The organism is Pseudomonas prosekii, assembly GCF_900105155.1.
Lineage (GTDB): Bacteria > Pseudomonadota > Gammaproteobacteria > Pseudomonadales > Pseudomonadaceae > Aquipseudomonas > Aquipseudomonas prosekii.
This window is the reverse complement of the sequence record NZ_LT629762.1, coordinates 4,287,233-4,306,681: the sequence shown is the minus strand read 5'-3', so window position 1 is coordinate 4,306,681 and position 19,449 is coordinate 4,287,233. Positions and strand designations below refer to the sequence as shown.

At 58.8% G+C, this 19,449-nt stretch carries 20 protein-coding genes; 13 read left to right on the top strand and 7 right to left on the bottom strand.

Annotated features, from left to right (window positions below; all coding sequences use genetic code 11):
* Positions 1 to 50: 50 nt before the first annotated feature.
* On the bottom strand, positions 51 to 1,145 hold the full coding sequence (apbC, locus tag BLU01_RS19675) for an iron-sulfur cluster carrier protein ApbC (RefSeq protein WP_092278655.1): 1,095 nt from the start codon (positions 1,143 to 1,145) through the stop codon (positions 51 to 53).
* A gap of 315 nt (positions 1,146 to 1,460) precedes the next feature.
* On the opposite strand from apbC, the gene metG reads away from it, so the two are divergent.
* The 8 genes from metG to BLU01_RS19635 all read left to right on the top strand — a co-directional run bounded on the left by metG (position 1,461) and on the right by BLU01_RS19635 (position 8,548).
* Positions 1,461 to 3,512 carry a methionine--tRNA ligase gene (metG, locus tag BLU01_RS19670; protein ID WP_092278653.1) on the top strand — a complete coding sequence of 684 codons (2,052 nt, stop codon included), beginning with the start codon at positions 1,461 to 1,463 and terminating at the stop codon, positions 3,510 to 3,512.
* Between the two features lie 128 nt (positions 3,513 to 3,640).
* Complete coding sequence (locus BLU01_RS19665; protein ID WP_092281668.1) at positions 3,641 to 4,210, top strand: Rnf-Nqr domain containing protein; 570 nt, start codon at positions 3,641 to 3,643, stop codon at positions 4,208 to 4,210.
* Entirely contained in the window at positions 4,207 to 5,439 is a 1,233-nt protein-coding gene (rsxB, locus tag BLU01_RS19660; protein ID WP_092278651.1) for an electron transport complex subunit RsxB, read from the top strand. Before BLU01_RS19665 ends, rsxB begins: the two co-directional genes overlap by 4 nt.
* Positions 5,426 to 6,418, top strand: a complete 993-nt coding sequence (locus BLU01_RS19655; RefSeq protein ID WP_092278649.1) for an RnfABCDGE type electron transport complex subunit D — start codon at positions 5,426 to 5,428, stop codon at positions 6,416 to 6,418. The genes rsxB and BLU01_RS19655 overlap by 14 nt, the downstream gene beginning before the upstream one ends.
* On the top strand, positions 6,415 to 7,026 hold the full coding sequence (locus BLU01_RS19650) for an RnfABCDGE type electron transport complex subunit G (protein WP_092278647.1): 612 nt from the start codon (positions 6,415 to 6,417) through the stop codon (positions 7,024 to 7,026). Before BLU01_RS19655 ends, BLU01_RS19650 begins: the two co-directional genes overlap by 4 nt.
* Positions 7,019 to 7,627 carry an Rnf-Nqr domain containing protein gene (locus BLU01_RS19645; protein WP_092278645.1) on the top strand — a complete coding sequence of 203 codons (609 nt, stop codon included), beginning with the start codon at positions 7,019 to 7,021 and terminating at the stop codon, positions 7,625 to 7,627. The genes BLU01_RS19650 and BLU01_RS19645 overlap by 8 nt, the downstream gene beginning before the upstream one ends.
* Positions 7,624 to 8,262 carry an endonuclease III gene (nth, locus tag BLU01_RS19640; protein ID WP_092278643.1) on the top strand — a complete coding sequence of 213 codons (639 nt, stop codon included), beginning with the start codon at positions 7,624 to 7,626 and terminating at the stop codon, positions 8,260 to 8,262. The genes BLU01_RS19645 and nth overlap by 4 nt, the downstream gene beginning before the upstream one ends.
* A gap of 106 nt (positions 8,263 to 8,368) precedes the next feature.
* Positions 8,369 to 8,548: a PA3496 family putative envelope integrity protein gene (locus BLU01_RS19635; RefSeq protein ID WP_092278641.1), complete on the top strand. Its 180-nt coding sequence runs from the start codon at positions 8,369 to 8,371 to the stop codon at positions 8,546 to 8,548.
* Positions 8,549 to 8,591: 43 nt separating this feature from the next.
* Here BLU01_RS19635 and BLU01_RS19630 read toward each other — a convergent pair whose 3' ends face one another.
* A complete protein-coding gene (locus BLU01_RS19630) occupies positions 8,592 to 9,218 on the bottom strand; it encodes a response regulator transcription factor (RefSeq protein WP_092278639.1) in 627 nt (208 codons plus the stop codon).
* Positions 9,219 to 9,767: 549 nt separating this feature from the next.
* Between BLU01_RS19630 and BLU01_RS19625 the strand changes: the two genes are divergently transcribed.
* Positions 9,768 to 10,466, top strand: a complete 699-nt coding sequence (locus BLU01_RS19625) for a hypothetical protein (RefSeq protein WP_092278637.1) — start codon at positions 9,768 to 9,770, stop codon at positions 10,464 to 10,466.
* A gap of 129 nt (positions 10,467 to 10,595) precedes the next feature.
* Here the strand turns inward: BLU01_RS19625 and BLU01_RS19620 are convergent, their stop codons facing one another.
* Both BLU01_RS19620 and BLU01_RS19615 read right to left on the bottom strand, forming a co-directional pair.
* Positions 10,596 to 11,813 (bottom strand): argininosuccinate synthase, encoded by a 1,218-nt coding sequence (locus BLU01_RS19620; RefSeq protein ID WP_092278635.1) that lies wholly within the window; start codon positions 11,811 to 11,813, stop codon positions 10,596 to 10,598.
* Positions 11,814 to 11,941: 128 nt separating this feature from the next.
* On the bottom strand, positions 11,942 to 12,850 hold the full coding sequence (locus BLU01_RS19615) for a flagellar protein MotY (protein ID WP_092278633.1): 909 nt from the start codon (positions 12,848 to 12,850) through the stop codon (positions 11,942 to 11,944).
* A gap of 157 nt (positions 12,851 to 13,007) precedes the next feature.
* Here BLU01_RS19615 and pyrC point away from each other — a divergent pair, with 157 nt between their 5' ends.
* Both pyrC and rnt read left to right on the top strand, forming a co-directional pair.
* Entirely contained in the window at positions 13,008 to 14,054 is a 1,047-nt protein-coding gene (gene pyrC, locus BLU01_RS19610; protein ID WP_092278631.1) for a dihydroorotase, read from the top strand.
* Positions 14,051 to 14,728, top strand: coding sequence for a ribonuclease T (gene rnt / locus BLU01_RS19605; RefSeq protein ID WP_092278628.1), 678 nt, complete (start codon positions 14,051 to 14,053; stop codon positions 14,726 to 14,728). Before pyrC ends, rnt begins: the two co-directional genes overlap by 4 nt.
* A gap of 75 nt (positions 14,729 to 14,803) precedes the next feature.
* Here rnt and BLU01_RS19600 read toward each other — a convergent pair whose 3' ends face one another.
* Complete coding sequence (locus BLU01_RS19600; protein ID WP_092278626.1) at positions 14,804 to 15,406, bottom strand: peroxiredoxin; 603 nt, start codon at positions 15,404 to 15,406, stop codon at positions 14,804 to 14,806.
* 313 nt (positions 15,407 to 15,719) lie between these two features.
* Between BLU01_RS19600 and BLU01_RS19595 the strand changes: the two genes are divergently transcribed.
* Positions 15,720 to 15,938 carry a bacterioferritin-associated ferredoxin gene (locus BLU01_RS19595; protein ID WP_008057530.1) on the top strand — a complete coding sequence of 73 codons (219 nt, stop codon included), beginning with the start codon at positions 15,720 to 15,722 and terminating at the stop codon, positions 15,936 to 15,938.
* A 198-nt stretch (positions 15,939 to 16,136) separates the two neighbouring features.
* Complete coding sequence (gene bfr, locus BLU01_RS19590) at positions 16,137 to 16,610, top strand: bacterioferritin (protein ID WP_092278624.1); 474 nt, start codon at positions 16,137 to 16,139, stop codon at positions 16,608 to 16,610.
* A 203-nt stretch (positions 16,611 to 16,813) separates the two neighbouring features.
* On the opposite strand, the gene grxD is transcribed toward bfr, so the two are convergent.
* On the bottom strand, positions 16,814 to 17,155 hold the full coding sequence (gene grxD / locus BLU01_RS19585) for a Grx4 family monothiol glutaredoxin (RefSeq protein WP_092278622.1): 342 nt from the start codon (positions 17,153 to 17,155) through the stop codon (positions 16,814 to 16,816).
* 97 nt (positions 17,156 to 17,252) lie between these two features.
* Positions 17,253 to 19,358 (bottom strand): molybdopterin oxidoreductase family protein, encoded by a 2,106-nt coding sequence (locus BLU01_RS19580; RefSeq protein ID WP_092278620.1) that lies wholly within the window; start codon positions 19,356 to 19,358, stop codon positions 17,253 to 17,255.
* Between the last annotated feature and the right edge of the window lie 91 nt (positions 19,359 to 19,449).

Here is a 19,449-nt window from a genome sequence, read left to right as displayed (position 1 = left end):
GCTATCGCGAGCAAGCTCGCTCCCACAGGAGATCGCATTTATTCAGCGGATCAATCGTCGCTGATGGTGATGTTCGGCATTGCCGGGCTTGCCGCTTCCTGCAACACGATCCGTGCACCGACATGGCGCGCCAGTTCCTGGTAAACCAGGGCAATCGGGCCGTCCGGCTCGGCAACTACCGTTGGTTTGCCACTGTCGGCCTGCTCGCGGATATCCATCGCCAGCGGCAGTGACGCCAGCAGTTCGACGCCATACTGATTGGCCAACTTGACCCCGCCACCTTCACCGAACAGATGCTCGGCATGCCCGCAGTTGGAGCAGATGTGCACGGCCATGTTTTCCACCACGCCGAGCACCGGAATGTTGACCTTGCGGAACATTTCCACGCCTTTGCGCGCGTCCAGCAGGGCCAGATCCTGCGGCGTGGTGACGATCACCGCGCCGGCCACCGGGACTTTCTGCGCCAGGGTCAGCTGAATGTCGCCGGTGCCTGGCGGCATGTCGATGACCAGGTAATCGAGGTCGCCCCACGCGGTTTGCGTGACCAGTTGCAACAAGGCGCCGGAGACCATCGGGCCGCGCCAGACCATCGGCGTGTTGTCATCGGTGAGGAACGCCATCGACATCACTTCAACGCCGTGAGAAACGATAGGCACGAACCATTTCTGATCCTTGACCTGCGGCCGCGTGCCTTCGGCGATGCCGAACATGATGCCTTGGCTCGGGCCGTAGATGTCGGCGTCGAGAATCCCGACTTTGGCGCCTTCGCGGGCCAGCGCCAGCGCAAGGTTGGCGGCGGTGGTCGACTTGCCGACGCCGCCCTTGCCCGAAGCCACGGCGACCACGTTCTTGACGTTGGCCAGGCCTGGAATCTGTGCCTGAGCCTTGTGCGCGGCGATCACGCTGGTGATCTCGACGCGTGCGGCAGTCACGCCGTCGAGGCCTTGAATGGCCATTTCCAGCATCTGCGCCCAGCCGCTTTTGAACAGGCCGGCGGCATAACCGAGTTCGAGCTGGACGCTGACGCGATCGCCCTGAATCTCGATACTGCGCACGCACCCGGCGCTGACCGGATCCTGGTTCAGATAAGGGTCGGTGTATTGGCGAAGGACGGCTTCCACCGCTGCGCGATTGACGGCGCTCATGGGCAACTCCGATAGCAAGACTGGAAAATCAGGCGGGTATCGTACGCCGGACACGGATGTGTGGCGAACAGATTACTCTGGCTGGAGAGCGTCCTGTGGCGAGGGGGCTTGCCCCCGTTGGGTGGCGGAGCCGCCCCAGCAATCTGCCAGACAGACCGAGTCGTCTGGATTCACGACTGCTGCGCAGCCGAACGGGGCAAGCCCCCTCGCCACAAAAGCATGTTTGTCACAACGAGCCCTTAGGTGGCGGGGGTGAAAATTATTGCCCGGCGCTTTATAGTGGCCGACCTCCGTTTCATCAAGTAGCCGAGCCCCATGTCCGAGCCACGCAAGATCCTCGTCACCAGCGCCCTGCCCTATGCCAATGGTTCGATCCATCTTGGCCACATGCTGGAATATATCCAGACCGACATGTGGGTGCGCTTCCAGAAGCACCGCGGCAATCAATGCATTTATGTCTGCGCCGACGACGCCCACGGTTCGGCCATCATGCTGCGCGCGGAAAAGGAAGGCATCACCCCGGAACAACTGATCGCCAACGTCCAGGCTGAACACAGCGCCGACTTCGCCGAGTTCCTGGTCGACTTCGACAATTTCCACTCCACTCACTCCGATGAAAACCGTGAGCTGTCGAGTCAGATCTACCTGAAACTGCGCGACGCCGGGCACATCGCCCAGCGCTCGATCACGCAATATTTCGACCCGGAAAAGAAAATGTTCCTGGCCGACCGCTTCATCAAGGGCACCTGCCCGAAATGCGGCACCGAAGACCAGTACGGCGACAACTGCGAAAAATGCGGCGCGACCTACGCGCCGACCGATCTGAAGGATCCGAAGTCGGCAATCTCTGGCGCCACCCCGGTGCTCAAGGATTCCCAGCACTTCTTCTTCAAATTGCCGGACTTCCAGGAAATGCTTCAGGCCTGGACCCGCAGCGGCACCCTGCAAGACGCCGTGGCCAACAAGATCGCCGAATGGCTGGACGCCGGCCTGCAACAGTGGGACATCTCCCGCGATGCGCCGTACTTCGGTTTCGAGATTCCGGGCGAACCGGGCAAATATTTCTACGTGTGGCTGGACGCGCCGATCGGCTACATGGCCAGCTTCAAGAACCTCTGCGCACGTCGTCCGGACCTGGATTTCGATGCGTTCTGGGCCAAGGATTCCACCGCCGAGCTGTACCACTTCATCGGCAAGGACATCGTCAATTTCCACGCTTTGTTCTGGCCAGCGATGCTCGAAGGTGCGGGTTTGCGCAAACCGACCGGCATCAACGTCCACGGCTACCTGACCGTCAACGGCCAGAAGATGTCCAAGTCTCGCGGCACCTTCGTCAAGGCGCGCACTTACCTGGATCACCTGTCGCCGGAATACCTGCGTTACTACTACGCGGCGAAACTGGGCCGTGGCGTCGATGACCTCGACCTGAACCTCGAAGACTTCGTGCAGAAGGTCAACTCCGACCTGGTCGGCAAAGTTGTCAACATCGCCAGCCGTTGCGCCGGTTTCATCCAGAAGGGCAACGCCGGGATACTGGTCGAAGGCAACGCCGCGCCGGAACTGACCGACGCCTTCCTCGCCGCCGCGCCGAGCATCGCCGACGCTTATGAAGCGCGCGACTTTGCCCGCGCCATGCGCGAGATCATGGGCCTGGCCGACCGCGCCAACGCCTGGATCGCCGACAAAGCGCCGTGGTCGCTGAACAAGCAGGAAGGCAAGCACGACGAAGTTCAGGCCATTTGCGCTCTGGGCATCAACCTGTTCCGCCAACTGGTGATCTTCCTCAAACCGGTGCTGCCGCTGCTGGCCGCCGACGCCGAGGCGTTCCTCAACGTCGCGCCGCTGACCTGGAACGACCACGCCACGCTGCTGAGCAATCATCAGTTGAACGAGTTCAAACCGTTGATGACCCGCATCGACCCGGTAAAAGTCCAAGCCATGACCGACGCCTCGAAAGAAGACCTGACCGCCAGCGCCACCGATACCGGCGCAACTGCACCGGCCGGCAACGGTGAACTGCTCAAGGAACCGCTGTCGCCGGAAATCGACTTTGATGCCTTCGCCGCCATCGATTTGCGCGTGGCGCTGATCCTCAAGGCTGAAGCCGTGGAAGGTGCCGACAAACTGCTGCGCCTGACCCTCGACATCGGTGACGAGCAACGCAACGTGTTCTCCGGGATCAAGAGCGCTTACCCGGATCCGTCCAAGCTCGATGGTCGCCTGACCATGATGATCGCCAACCTCAAGCCACGGAAAATGAAGTTCGGTATCTCCGAAGGCATGGTGATGGCCGCCGGTCCTGGCGGTGAAGAAATCTACCTGCTGAGCCCTGACAGCGGCGCCAAGCCGGGTCAACGCATCAAGTAAGATTTCGCGCTGAACCGATCCCACAGTCGTGCCCCGTGCGACTGTGGGATTTTCATGTCTGGCCCACCCTCCTTCCTTGCCGGATAATGCCTGACCTTGGCACACAGCCCGTAGTGACCGGCACGATCATGACCGCATTGCTCCTCACGATTATCAGCGCCGCCCTGATCAACAACCTCGTGTTGCAATGGCCGCTGGGCGTCGATCCGCTATTGGCCGCCGAACGACGGCAGGTTCATGCCTTGGGCGTGGCGACGGCGAGCCTGATGTTGATCGTCGGGGTGCTCGGTGATTTGCTCTATCGCGGGTTGCTGGTGCCGCTGGACCTGACGGCGTTGCGGCTGTTTGTGTTTCTGCCGCTGAGCGTTCTGCTGATCGCGCCGCTGCTGAAATTGCTCGCACGGGCGCTGCCTGGACTGTCCTTCGATGGCCTGTGGCCGTTGCTGCTCGGCAATGCCGGCGTGCTCGGGTTGACCTTGCTCAATGCCGAGGACGATAAGGGATTACTGCACGCCACGGCGCTGAGCCTGGGCGCCGGGCTGGGCTTTTGGCTGGTGCTGAGCCTGTTCAGCGATTTGCGCCAACGCACTCTCGACAACGATGTTCCCCTGCCCTTTCGTGGCTTGCCGATCCAGTTGATCGGCGCCGGATTGCTCGCAGTGGCTTTTCTCGGATTCAGTGGACTGATCAAAACATGAGTCTGATTCAACGCATCGACGCCCTCCTGCCGCAGACCCAGTGCGGCAAGTGCGGCCACCCCGGATGCCAGCCCTACGCCGCCGGCATCGTCAGCGGCGAGGCAATCAACAAGTGCCCGCCGGGCGGCGCCGAAACCATCGCCGCGCTCGCTGAATTGCTGCAGGTGCCGGTGCTCGAACTCGACACCAGTCGCGGCGCGGCGCCGGCGCAAATCGCGTATATCCGCGAGGCCGAATGTATCGGTTGCACCAAATGCATTCAGGCCTGCCCGGTCGATGCGATCGTCGGCGCGGCGAAGCTGATGCACACAGTGATTGTCGATGAATGCACCGGTTGCGATTTGTGCGTGGCGCCCTGCCCGGTGGACTGCATTGAAATGCAGCCATTACCGCTGGCCACGGTGCTGCCGATTGTCGGTGGCTTGGCCTTCAGCCTTGAAGAACAACGGGCGCGGGCGCTCAAACGCAACCGCGCACGGCGCCGTTTCGAGCAACGCAACGCACGCCTGCAACGCGAAGAACAGCAGCGCATCGCCGAGCGTCAGGCCCGCGCGCAGCGTGCCGCGCAACCAAGCGCGGCGGCGGTCAATCCGGTGCAAGCCGCGCTGGAACGGGTTCGCGCACAGAAAGCTGCGACGGCTGACGCGGCGCTGAAAAAAGCCAAGATCGATGTAGCGATGAGTCGGGCGCAACTGAACAAATCGCTGAAAGCTTTCGGCCATCCGCCGACCTTCGAACAGCAATCGCAACTGATCGTCCTGCAACAACAGTTTGAAGTTGCCGAACGCGTTTTGGCGCAACTGGAAAGTGTTGCGCCAGCGCTATCGGCACCAGAACCGGCAACGCCGGCAGCCGTTGCGCCGGTGAAAGATGCGGAGCTGAAACGGGCGAAAATCCAATTGGCGATGCGTCGCGCCGAACTGAAAAAAGCCCAGACTCACGAAGCGCCAGCAGAGCAGATTCAAGCTTTGCAGCAGGCGCTGAGCAACGCCGAGCAAGCCTTGCACGCAGCGGAAGCCGTCAGCGAGCAACCGGTGCCTGAACTGACGCGCGTCGAAAAACGCCCGATCAACAATCAGCTTCGCCAACTGAAAACCGAATTGGCCTACGCCCGCGCCGACGTCAGCAAACTCGAGCGGCAAGCCGATACGCCGAGCGAAGTGCTTGAAAAGGCCCGCGCCCGACTAGCGCAAGCCGAACGGCAAGTGGAGGCTCATGTCGCCCCTTGAATCGGTGGATCAACGCCTGCAGCAGGCGATGAAACTGGTATTGCTCGCCGCTGCGCCGGGCCTGCTGGTGATGTTTTGGTTGTACGGCTGGGGCGTTCTGATCAACCTGATGCTGGCCGCGCTGACCGCATTGGCGGTCGAAGCCGCCGTGATCAAACTGCGCCAGCGGTCAATCCAATCGAGCTTGAGCGACGGCAGCGCGCTGGTCACCGCGACACTGCTGACACTGGCGTTGCCGCCCTATTGCCCGTGGTGGCTGACGGTCAGCGCGGCGGCGGCAGCGTTGTTGTTCGGCAAGCATTTGTATGGCGGCGTCGGCAGCAACCCGTTCAACCCGGCGATGCTCGGTGTGGCGTTGGCGCTGGTGTCTTTTCCGCAATCGATGACCCATTGGCCGGCCGCGCATGGCGTGGATTTGGTCACCGGCCTGCAGCAGATTTTCGGTTTCAGCCTCAGCCAGACGCCGGACGCCTGGGTTCAAGCGACGGCGCTGGACGCATTGCGCGTCAATAAAAGCCTGACCATTGATGAACTGTTCGCCAGCCATTCGGCGTTCGGGCGGTTCGGCGGGCGCGGCGTCGAATGGCTCAACCTGGCGTTTCTCGCCGGTGGCGTATTTTTGCTGCAACGCCGCGTGTTCACCTGGCATGCGCCGGTCGGCATGCTCGCCAGCCTGTTCGTCATCAGCCTGCTGTGCTGGAACGGTTCGGGCTCCGACTCGAACGGTTCGCCGCTGTTTCATCTGCTCAGCGGCGCAAGCATGTTGGGTGCGTTCTTCATCGTCACCGAACCGGTGTCCGGCGCCAAAAGCCCCGGCGCGCGGTTGTTGTTCGGGGTCGGCGTCGGGCTGCTGACCTACCTGATTCGGACGTGGGGCGGCTACCCCGATGGCGTCGCGTTTGCCGTGCTGCTGATGAACCTGTGCGTGCCGGCACTCGACCGGTTTGTCGCCGCACGCCAGCAACGAATCGCCTCATGAACCGGGCCACGAGTGTTGCGACGTTGCTGCTGGTGGCCGGGCTGGGGCTCGGCGGGACTTACGCGCTGCAACAGCTGAGCACGGCGCGCATCGCCAGCGAACAACGGCAGATCGATAGCCGCACCCTGCTCGATATGCTGCCGCCCGCCAGCTACGACAATCAGCCGCTGGACCAACCGTTGGCGCTCGACAAAGTGTCGCTGAGCACCAGCACATTGCTGGCGGGCTACCGGGCGACCCATGCCGGTCAAACCAGCGCCGTGTTGCTGCGCAGCCAAACTACGGGCTACACCGCCAGCATCGAGTTGCTGATTGCCATTGATGCCAACGGCAAACTGCTGGGGGTGAAAACCCTCAAGCAATCGGAAACCCCAGGCTTGGGCGGACGAATTGCCGAGTGGCCAAATACCTGGCTGCAGAGCTTCAGCGGCAAGTCGCGCAACGATCCTGTCGATAGCGCTTGGCGGTTAAAAAAGGATCAGGGGCAATTTGATCAGATCGCTGGAGCGACCACGACTTCAAGGGCCGTGATCAATGCGATCCATGACGCGTTGCGCTACTTCGATGAACATCGGCAAACACTGGTCGGGAGCGTTGCCAATGACTAAACCAGGTTTGCAGAACTCGCTGATGCTGCTGCCGCTGATCGGTGCCACCGGTTCGCTGATGAGTGCGATGGGCGTGAGCCTGATGTTGCTGCTGGTGATTGCGCTGTTTGGCGTGGCGATGGCGCCACTGCGCTCGCGCCTCGCGCCATGGGCTTGTCTGCCCGTCGCGGTTTTGCTGGCGGCGACGCTGACCAGTTGCGCGCAAATCGCCGGGCAAGCGTGGTCGCTGCAATGGCAGCAACATTTGGGAATGTACGCCGGGCTGATCGCGCTGCAATGCGTGGTGCTGGAGTACAACGGTTTTTTCCGCAGCCCACGGCGTGACCGAATGCGTCTGTGCGGCGGGTTCGTCGTGCTGATGCTGGTCATGGGTGTGCTGCGCGAACTGATCGGCAACGGCACGTTGGCGGCGCATCTGTCGTGGCTGACCGGCGCGGCAGATTGGCCAGGCCTGGTGCTGAATGCCGACGGCGGTTTGCGCCTGGCCACCCTCGCCCCTGGTGGATTTATCCTGTTGGGATTAATGATCGCCGGGTGGCAAGCCTGGGTCCGCCCAACGCCTTCACAATCGACCGCTTTCGAGGAAACGCATCATCCATGAATGCCGCAAAACGTTACGAAATCTTTCGCAGGCTTCACGAAGACAACCCGGAACCGAAGACCGAGCTGGCCTATTCCTCGGCGTTCGAATTGCTGATCGCGGTGATTCTGTCGGCGCAGTCCACCGATGTCGGCGTCAACAAAGCCACGGCCAAACTGTACCCGGTGGCCAACACCCCGGCGGCGATTTACGCATTGGGCGTTGAGGGTCTGTCGCACTACATCAAGACCATTGGCCTGTTTAACAGCAAGGCGAAAAATGTCATCGAGACTTGCCGCTTGCTGGTCGAGCGCCACGGCGGTGAAGTGCCGCAGACCCGCGAGGAGCTCGAAGCCTTGCCCGGCGTAGGCCGCAAGACTGCCAACGTGGTGCTCAATACAGCATTCCGGCAACTGACCATGGCGGTGGACACGCACATTTTCCGCGTCAGCAACCGCACCGGCATTGCTCCGGGCAAGAACGTGGTCGAAGTGGAAATGAAGCTGATGAAGTTTGTGCCCAAGGAGTTTCTGCTCGATTCACATCACTGGCTGATCCTCCATGGGCGCTACGTGTGCCTGGCGCGCAAGCCTCGCTGCGGCAGTTGCCGGATCGAGGATTTGTGCGAGTACAAGCAAAAGACCTCGGACGATTGAGGCGCTATTAGCTTTATTGATTTATCGATTGAAAAAATCTTTTTTACCCGCCGGGAGAATGTCGATATAAGGAGCGCCAAAGGCACTCTTGGCCTGGAGTAACAAAATGAGTACTGGCAAAGAGCAATTGGAAGTGGAAGAAGACTTCACCCCCGTTGAGGCCGATGACGCTGAACCGGTGGTCGAGGTCGCGAAAACCAACCTGAGCAAGCGCCGCACCATCGACAATCTGCTGGAGGAGCGCCGATTGCAAAAGCAGTTGGCCGATTACGATTTTGATCTATGACACCTGAAAGCCTCCCGAAACGGAGGCTTTTTCTTTGCTGCCATTAAACCAGTCCATTGCGCTGCGCCAGTTCGATCAGGTCCACCAGCGACCGTGCATTAAGTTTCAACAACAAACGTGTCTTGTAAGTGCTGACAGTCTTGTTGCTGAGGAACATGCCATCGGCGATTTCCTTGTTGGTCTTACCCCGAGCCAGTTGTTGCAGCACCATCATTTCCCGGCCTGACAATCGATCAACCATATCCGCTTCGCTGGCATTGCCCAGACTTGCACGGACGGTATGCAACGCTTGATTGGGAAAGTAACTATAACCTGACAATACAGCCTTTATTGCACTCAGCAGTTCCGTCAGATCTTGTTGTTTGCATACATAACCGGCAGCCCCCGACTGCATGCAGCGCATTGAAAAATGCCCCGGCGCCTGCGAGGTCAGCACTAATACTTTCAAAGGCAGTTGCACGGATGTCAGGCGCGCAATGACTTCAAGTCCGTCGAGCTTCGGTATGCCAATATCCAGGATGACAATATCCGGCATATGTTCACGCGCAAGTTGCAATGCATCGACACCGTTATCTGTTTCTGCGACGACTTCGTAGCCATGACGTTCCATTAGCAAACGCACCGCAAGACGAATGACGGGGTGATCATCCACGATCAGCACTTTATTCATGGGCAAGTCCAATTTCGCTGTTCGAATTTTTAGAGCCCGCACAATAACGTAGTCGTTTCGCCCATGGGACGCCGCCCCCCCCAAGCACCTACAGCGAGAGACATTCCCTACAATTAACGCGGATTATTCCTACAAGAAAACCCTGAATGTAATGGGTGAGAAAACGTCGCATCCGAGAGATGACTCGTAAGGTGCAGATTTTTTTTGTATCGGCCTACAACTTCCGAGGTGCCTGACCGACCGTTTGGCTGCTGAATCCGTGCAAATCGAGCGCATGGCGACGTTTAAAAGCAACCAATATTGTCGGATCAAAATTCATTCCACAACATAACGCGTCGACATTTTTTCACTACTGAACAATACACGGGAAACACTGTATAAACTTTTGAAACAACAACAGCCAACAAAATTATCCGAACCAAACTAGAGTTACCCACATAAAATACAACTGACGCATACAACACTTACGCACTTTAATAAAACATTTGCACCCGAACTTAAACTACTACTGCAACCCACGAGAAAACCCAGAACTCATGAGCCATAGATATGAAAAAACTCCACAGGAAAATATCCAACCCGATGACAATTATTGCGATATTCGCAACGCTGTCTGAAGCCTCAGCCGCTGTTTCCTTACCTTTTCTTGGTGATGATGACCGAGAAGTCTACGTATGGTTTTTGATCAGCTTTCCTTTTTACTTGCTGTTTCTTTTCTTTCTGACGCTCAACTTCAACTATCGATCACTGTACGCGCCCTCGGACTTCAATGAGGATCAAAGTTTCCTCAAAGTCCTCGGCGAGGCCGAGCCTGCACAAGACGCAAAACCTGCTCGCATCAGGGGTTCCGTGACAAAACTGAAAAACAGTGTTCGCTCGGCGCCCCGGCAACAATCACCTCCGGGCTTCAGCGCACCCGAGTCGCCCACCCATATCCATCTGCAAACCCGGACGCGAGTGCGACACAGCTTCCATTTGCCGGGCCCACTGAAGAAGTTGCAGATCATCGACACACGCGGAATGAACGCCGCCGCGGATTTCGTCACATTGATAGAGGGCATTCACGGCGCACGCTCTCAGCCAACGAAGGCGATCGTATTTTTGGCGTGCAACAAATCGGAGAAATTACTTGAGCAAGGCATGCAGGTGTACTCGCAACAGCAGCAAAAGGACTTCTGCGCCTTCTGTGTGGTTTACAACCTGAGTTCACTGACGGTGACAGAGCCGGACCAAACGGAGGATGAATGATCGGCAAGAGAAAGGTTTTACGGGAAAGGACACAGGTGCGGACAACGACATGTCAGCGATGAGAAACGAACTGTGGCCCTGTCGACGAAAAGCGACAGGGCCACACGTTCAATCAGCGCAACCAATGTCTCAGAACAGCTTGCGACCCTTGTTCGCAGCGATGCGCATGCGCAAGGCGTTGAGCTTGATGAAGCCCGCCGCGTCGGCCTGGTTGTAAGCACCGCCATCTTCTTCGAAGGTTGCAATGTTGGCGTCGAACAGCGACTCATCGGACTTGCGGCCAGTGACGATCACGTTGCCCTTGTACAGTTTCAGGCGCACAACGCCGTTCACGTGTGCCTGGGACGCATCGATCATCTGTTGCAGCATCAGACGCTCAGGGCTCCACCAGTAACCGGTGTAGATCAGGCTGGCGTATTTAGGCATCAACTCGTCTTTGAGGTGAGCGACTTCGCGGTCCAGGGTGATCGATTCGATCGCACGGTGAGCGCGCAGCATGATGGTGCCGCCAGGGGTTTCGTAGCAGCCACGGGACTTCATGCCCACGTAACGGTTCTCGACGATGTCGAGGCGACCGATACCGTGTTCGCCACCGATTTTGTTCAGCGTCGCCAGCACGGTGGCCGGGGTCATTTCGACGCCGTCCAGTGCAACGATGTCGCCGTTGCGGTAGGTCAGTTCCAGGTACTGCGCTTTATCAGGAGCCTTCTCCGGGGAGACGGTCCATTTCCACATGTCTTCTTCGTGCTCGGTCCAGGTGTCTTCCAGCACGCCGCCTTCATAGGAGATGTGCAGCAGGTTGGCATCCATCGAGTACGGGGATTTTTTCTTGCCGTGACGCTCGATCGGGATGTTGTGCTTTTCAGCATAATCCATGAGCTTTTCACGCGAGAGCAGGTCCCATTCGCGCCACGGGGCGATGACTTTCACGCCAGGCTTGAGCGCGTAGGCGCCCAGTTCGAAACGGACCTGGTCGTTGCCCTTGCCGGTCGCGCCGTGGGAAATGGCGTCGGCGCCGGTTTCGTTGGCGATTTCGATCAAGCGCTTGGCGATCAACGGACGAGCGATGGAAGTACCCAGCAGGTACTCGCCTTCGTAAACGGTGTTGGCGCGGAACATCGGATAGACGAAGTCACGCACGAATTCTTCGCGCAGATCGTCGATGTAGATTTCTTTGACGCCCATGGCCTGAGCCTTGGCGCGGGCCGGTTCGACCTCTTCGCCCTGACCCAGGTCAGCGGTGAAGGTCACTACTTCACAGTTATAAGTATCCTGCAGCCACTTGAGGATCACCGAAGTGTCCAGGCCGCCGGAATACGCCAGAACGACCTTGTTTACGTCCGCCATGCCATCACTCCACGGGGTTTACGGAAAGCCGGGAAGTCTACCGCTCATACGGAATAATTTACAGAGGCGCGACAGCTTATGACGACGAAGCGACAGATTGTTACGCCGGCGCGACGATGACCGCCGAGTCAGGAAGTGGCCGCAGCACTCGCCGCCGAGGCCGATTGCGGCGCCGGTTTGTCGGTCGGCGCGACGCGTTCGAGGCGCACCGCGACCCGGCGATTCTTCGCCCGGTTGGCCGCATTCGAGTTCGGCACCAACGGGTAGCGTTCGCCGTGGAAACGCATGGTGATCTGCGATTCCTGGATGCCATTGGCTTTGAAGAAGTCCATTACCGCCAATGCGCGACGACGTGAAAGTTCACGATTGGTCAGGCGGTTGCCGCTGTTGTCAGAGTGGCCGTCGAGCTCGATGTGATTGACCGTCGGGTCGGCTTTGATGAATTCCAGCATCACCTGCAATTTGGCTTTGGCGTGTGGATCGAGATCCACGCCTTCACCGGGGAAGCCGACTTCGGACTGCTTCACCTGTTCGAAATTCTGTGGCAGCAGCTTGGCCACGCAACTTTGATAGTCATTGAAAGCCTTGTTGAATTTCACCGGCAGCAGACGCACCTCCGACACCCGGCCATCGCCCGAAGCACGACGAATCACCGGGCTGCGGCCGTCCATCAAACCGCTGATCAGGCGCCCGGCCTGCACTTGCGAACTGTTGAACAGGACGTTGCCGCTGCCGATGTTCACCGAACCCAGGTTGATGTCGCCACGTCCCGGCTGCCATGGCGCAGCGGCCGCGAGCAAAGTTGCGGAACCGCCGCCGATCACCGAGTTGTAGGCCTTGAGACGAAAAATCGCCTGCTCGCCAGCACGTCGCACGAACTCGCCCGAACCGAAATCGGTGATCGGCTGGGTCAGGCGGCATTCGAACTTGTCACCTTCGACCGTCCACTCGATGCTCTCCAGACGTGTCTGGAAAGTGAGCGCCATTGCGGGAAGGCTGGCAAACACACTGAGCAAGGCTAAATAACGCTGGCGCACGGGAGGCTCCACTGGCTTCTACAACAAAAAGACCGACAAAGATGTTTACGGCATACCCATTGGATATCGTCAGGTTCCTGCAAAACTTGATAGCGGGTGCCTGCATGAGTCTTTTCCGGTAGCATTCCCCTCAGTTTGACCCGCCTGGAATCCCCTCATGTCCGACCGCCTGACCCTGCTGCGTCCCGACGACTGGCATATTCATCTTCGCGATGGTGCTGTTTTGTCCAATACCGTTGCGGATGTCGCGCGCACCTTTGGTCGCGCCATCATCATGCCTAACCTGGTACCTCCGGTGCGAAACGCCGCTGAAGCCGACGGCTATCGCCAGCGGATTCTCGCTGCACGCCCGGCCGGCAGTCGTTTCGAACCGCTGATGGTGCTGTACCTGACCGACCGCACCCAGCCCGAAGAAATTCGTGAAGCCAAGGCCAGCGGTTTCGTTCACGCCGCCAAGCTGTACCCGGCCGGCGCCACCACCAACTCGGATTCTGGCGTCACCAGCATCGACAAGATCTTCCCGGCGATCGAGGCCATGGCCGAAGTCGGGATGCCTTTGCTGATTCACGGTGAAGTCACCCGTGGCGATGTCGACGTCTTCGACCGCGAAAAAATCTTCATCGATGAGCACATGCGGCGTGTGGTCGAGCGTTTCCCGACGCTCAAAGTGGTGTTCGAACACATCACCACCCGCGACGCCGTGGAATTCGTCAACGCGGCCCCGGCCAACGTTGGCGCGACCATCACCGCGCATCACCTTCTGTACAACCGCAACCACATGCTGGTGGGCGGGATTCGGCCGCACTTCTACTGCTTGCCGATTCTCAAGCGCAATACTCACCAGGAAGCCCTGCTCGACGCCGCCACCAGCGGCAGCGCGAAGTTCTTCCTCGGCACCGACTCGGCGCCGCATGCGCAACACGCCAAAGAAGCCGCTTGCGGCTGTGCCGGTTGCTACACCGCTTATGCGGCGATTGAGATGTACGCCGAAGCCTTTGAACAACGCAATGCGCTGGACAAGCTCGAAGCCTTCGCCAGTCTCAACGGCCCGCGCTTCTATGGCCTGCCGGTGAACACCGATCGCATTACTCTGGTCCGCGAAGAGTGGACCGCCCCAACCAGCCTGCCATTTGGCGAGCTGACCGTAATCCCGCTGCGCGCCGGTGAAAAACTGCGCTGGCGCCTGCTGGAGGAACACGCGTGAGTGAAGACCATTTCGACGACGAACAGGACGGTCAGGGCGGCGGCGGCGGTCCTCGCCATCCAATGGCAGCGCGCTTTCGTGGTTACCTGCCGGTTGTCGTCGACGTAGAAACCGGTGGTTTCAACTCGGCCACCGACGCATTGCTGGAAATCGCCGCGACCACCATCGCGATGGATGAAAAAGGCTTTGTGTATCCCGACCACACCTACTTCTTCCGTGTCGAGCCGTTTGAAGGCGCGAACGTAGAAGCCGCAGCGCTGGAATTCACCGGGATCAAGCTTGATCACCCGCTGCGCATGGCCGTCAGCGAAGAAACCGCGCTGACCGATATTTTCCGTGGGATCCGCAAGGCGCTGAAAGCCAACGGCTGCAAACGGGCGATTCTGGTCGGCCACAACAGCAGCTTCGACCTGGGCTTCCTCAACGCCGCGGTCGCGCGTCTGGACATGAAACGCAACCCGTTTCACCCGTTCTCCAGTTTCGACACCGCGACCCTTGCAGGCCTGGCTTACGGCCAGACTGTATTGGCCAAGGCCTGCCAGGCTGCCGACATCGACTTTGACGGTCGCGAGGCTCACTCGGCACGCTACGACACCGAGAAGACTGCCGAGCTGTTCTGCGGCATCGTCAATCGCTGGAAACAAATGGGCGGCTGGGAAGACTTCAACGACTGATGCAGTCGCCGGGTTTATCCCGCCCACAAAAAAACCGGCCGCAATGGCCGGTTTTTTTATGCCTGACGCTTGGGCTTACAGCGCCGCAGCGTGCTCGGTCAGGTAAGCCGCAACACCTTCGGTGGAAGCGGTCATGCCTTTGTCGCCCTTTTTCCAGTTGGCTGGGCAGACTTCGCCGTGCTCTTCGTGGAATTGCAGAGCGTCGACCAGACGGACCAGCTCTTCGATGTTACGGCCCAGCGGCAGGTCGTTGATGATCTGCGAGCGGACAACGCCTTTGTCGTCGATCAGGAAGGCGCCACGGAATGCCACGCCGTCAGCGGACTGAACGTCGTAGGCCTTCATGATTTCCTGCTTGATGTCGGCAGCCATGGTGTATTGAACCTGGCCGATACCGCCATTGTTCACCGGGGTGTTGCGCCATGCATTGTGGGTGAAGTGCGAGTCGGTCGAAACGGTGATCACTTCAACGTTGCGTGCCTTGAAGTCAGCAACGCGGTTGTCCAGAGCGATCAGCTCGGACGGGCAAACGAAGGTGAAGTCCAGTGGGTAGAAGAACACCAGGCCGTATTTGCCTTTGATGGCCGAGGACAGGGTGAAGCTGTCGACGATTTCGCCGTTGCCGAGAACGGCCGGTACGGTGAAGTCCGGGGCTTGTTTGCCTACGAGTACGCTCATTGGATATCTCCTGGTCTAATAACGTGAAGCTCGGGTTTCGCGTCAGCCTGCCACCCGCAAGCGACATCCCTGTGACACGAACCTGCTTGGTAAGGACCGCCCATCATACACGGCGTATTTGAGCTGTCTTTAATGGTTTTTTGATGGCACGGCAATTTGCTGCCGAGAGCGCTAATGGCCGATTGCCCGACTAAAACCGTTCGTCAGACACTGGCAGTTGTTGCACAGGGTTTACAGAAACCACTTTGACAATCATTCTCGTTAACATTAAGATCCACCGCAATTGAGTCACAACCAGCGACGGTTCTCACTTATGTATGTCTGCCTCTGCACTGGCGTCACCGACGGTCAAATCCGCGATGCAATCTATGAAGGATGCTGCAGCTACAAGGAAGTCCGTCAGGCTACCGGCGTAGCCAGCCAATGCGGCAAATGCGCCTGCCTGGCCAAAGAAGTGGTTCGCGAAACCCTTACCAAGCTGCAAACGGCCCAGGCTGCGATTCCTTTTCCAGTTGAATTTACAGCCGCATAACTACCCAATTTCTAAGAACCGGACTCATGTCCGGTTTTTTTATGCCTGAAAATCAATCGCTTAGGTTCTAGACGCGGAACACAAACATTCTTATTCCGATTAATTTTCATATAACTTTCAATAACTTAGGTTTGACACTGTTAGTTGTGCGGCTCAAACTCTGGCCCATAGTCAGTTAATACAGGACAGGACCCGATCATGAAAGGCGACATTACAGTCATCCAGCATCTCAACAAGATCCTTGCCAATGAGCTGGTCGCGATCAATCAATACTTTCTGCATGCACGCATGTACGAAGATTGGGGCCTGAACAAGCTGGGCAAGCACGAGTACAAAGAATCCATCGACGAGATGAAGCATGCGGACAAGCTGATCAAGCGCATCCTGTTTCTCGAAGGTCTGCCGAACGTGCAGGACCTGGGCAAGCTGCAGATCGGCGAGCACACCCGCGAAATGCTTGAGTGCGACCTGCGTATCGAACGCACCGGTCACGCGGATTTGAAGGTCGCGATCGCACACTGCGAAACCGTTGGCGACTTCGGTAGCCGTGAACTGCTTGAAGATATTCTTGAAGCCGAAGAAGAACATATCGACTGGCTGGAAACTCAGCTGGGCCTGATCGACAAGATTGGTCTTGAGAACTATCTGCAATCGCAGATGGGCGAAGAGTAATTAGCGTTCGCTAAACTCGAGACACTAAAAAGCCCCGCCCTCTTATGAGGTGCGGGGCTTTTTATTGCCTCGCTTCTGTAGGAGCGAGGCTTGCCCGCGAAGAACGATGACGCGGTGTAACTGATAAACCGCGGCGCCTGCTTCGCGAGCAAGCTTTGCTCCTACAAGAAGCAGATCAGGTCGTTCCCCGTAGAGAACCCGGATCAGGCTTCGGTCTTGGCTGCTGCGGCTTTCTCGGCAGCGGCTTTGATCGTGGTCTGCAGCGAACCGTCAGCGGCCATTTCGGTCATGATGTCGCTACCGCCGACCAGTTCACCACCAACCCACAATTGCGGGAAGGTTGGCCAGTTGGCGTACTTAGGCAGGTTGGCGCGGATTTCCGGGTTCTGCAGGATGTCCACGTAAGCGAACTTTTCGCCACAGGCCATTACAGCCTGCGCGGCTTTCGCGGAGAAGCCACACTGCGGGGCATTCGGCGAGCCTTTCATGTAAAGCAGAATGGTGTTGTTAGCAATCTGCTCTTTAATCGTTTCGATGATATCCATGGAGCACCTCGGCTGAACTTTCCGACTCAGTGGTCGGCACGGTGGCGCATTGTAACGGAAACCCGAGCGCCATGCTCGGACTCCCCGACAGACTCGATCAAGCCGCCGCCACGGTCACCGGCACACCATTCAACGCCGCATTCCCCGACAACTCATCGAGCTGACACTCATCAGTCAGGTCATTGGCGCTCGATCCCGGCTGACTGCTGGCAATCGCCATCTGCACGCCCGGTCGCGCGTGACCCCAACCGTGCGGCAGGCTGACCACGCCTTTCATCATGTCGAGGCTGCCGAGCACTTCGACTTCAATCGCCCCGACCCGCGAGCTGACTCGCACCAGTTGCCCATCACTGAGCCCACGACTGGCCAGGTCCTCAGGGTGCATCAGCAACTGATGACGCGGCTTGCCTTTCACCAATCGATGATAGTTGTGCATCCACGAATTATTGCTGCGCACATGCCGACGGCCAATCATCAGCAACTCATCGGGCGCCGGGGCTTGCAGCGCAGCGAAACGCGCCAGATCGGCAAGGATCGCCGGCGGCGCGGCTTGCACACGCTGATTCGCGGTTCTCAGGCGTGGCGCCAAATTGGCTTTGAGCGCGCCCAGATCAACGCCGTGAGGATGATCGAACAAGGTCGCCAGCGAGAGTTTTTGCTCCGCCGCATCGCCATACATGCCCATGCGCAAACCCCGGTCGATCATCTGCGCCGGGGCAATCGTCGGCTTGAGTTCCTTGCCGGTTTTCGCCGCGAAGGCTTTGGCCAGCCCGACAAAAATCTCCCAGTCATGCAGCGCGCCTTGCGGCTTGGCGAGGATCGCTCGATTGAAACGGCTGACATTGCGCACCGCGAACATATTGAAGGTGGTGTCGTAATGATCGTTTTCCAGCGCCGAGGTCGACGGCAGGATCAGATCGGCGTAACGCGTGGTTTCGTTGATGTACAGGTCGATGCTGACCATGAACTCCAGGCCATCCAGCGCCTGCTCGAGTTGGCGGCCGTTGGGCGTCGACAGCACCGGATTGCCCGCCACAGTGACCAGCGCGCGCACCTGCCCTTCACCGCCAGTGAGCATTTCCTCGGCCAGCGCTGACACCGGCAATTCCCCGGCATATTCCGGGCGCCCGGACACGCGGCTCTGCCACAGATTGAAATGCCCACCCGAGGTCGAAGCCACCAGATCCACCGCCGGCTCGGTGCACAGCGCGCCGCCGACCCGGTCAAGATTGCCGGTCACCAGATTGATCAACTGCACGACCCAATGGCACAACGTCCCGAACGCCTGGGTCGAGACGCCCATGCGTCCATAACACACGGCGCTTGGCGCCGCCGCAAAGTCCCGGGCCAATTGGCGAATCTGCTCGGCAGGCACGGCACACAGCGGGCTCATGGCCTCCGCAGTAAAACTCGCGACCGCTTCGCGCATCTGATCCAGACCATCGACCGGCAAATGGCTGTCGCGCGTGAGGTTTTCGGCGAACAAGGTATTCAGTAGCCCGAACAGGAGCGCCGCATCGCCACCGGGGCGCACGAACACGTGCTGATCAGCAATGGCAGCGGTTTCGCTACGGCGCGGATCGACCACCACCACTTTGCCGCCGCGCGCCTGAATCGCCTTCAGACGCTTTTCCACGTCCGGCACGGTCATGATGCTGCCGTTCGACGCCAGCGGATTGCCGCCGAGGATCAGCATGAAATCGGTGTGATCAATGTCCGGAATCGGCAACAGCAAACCGTGGCCGTACATCAGGTGACTGGTGAGGTGATGCGGCAGCTGATCGACCGAGGTCGCAGAAAAACGGTTGCGGGTTTTCAGCAGGCCGAGGAAATAATTGCTGTGAGTCATCAACCCATAGTTGTGCACGCTGGGGTTGCCCTGATAGACCGCCACCGCGTTTTGCCCATGCCGCTCCTGAATCGCCGCCAGCCGTTCGGCGACCAGATTGAAGGCGTCTTCCCAGGCAATCGGCTGCCATTCACTGCCCACGCGCTGCATCGGCTGATGCAGGCGATCGGGGTCATTCTGAATATCCTGCAGCGCCACCGCTTTTGGGCAAATGTGCCCACGGCTGAAGGTGTCCAGCGGATCACCCTTGATCGAGGTGATCTGCACCTGGCCTTCGGCTTCGGTGGTTTCGATGGTCAGGCCGCAAATGGCTTCACACAGGTGGCAGGCACGGTGGTGGAGAGTCTTGGTCATGGCCAGTCTCTGTTTTGTTCTGGGCGGGCAAAGTCGGCCGCGGGAACAAAACTATGGCGCGCGAACCGTCGCTGCGCCAGCGACGTTCGTC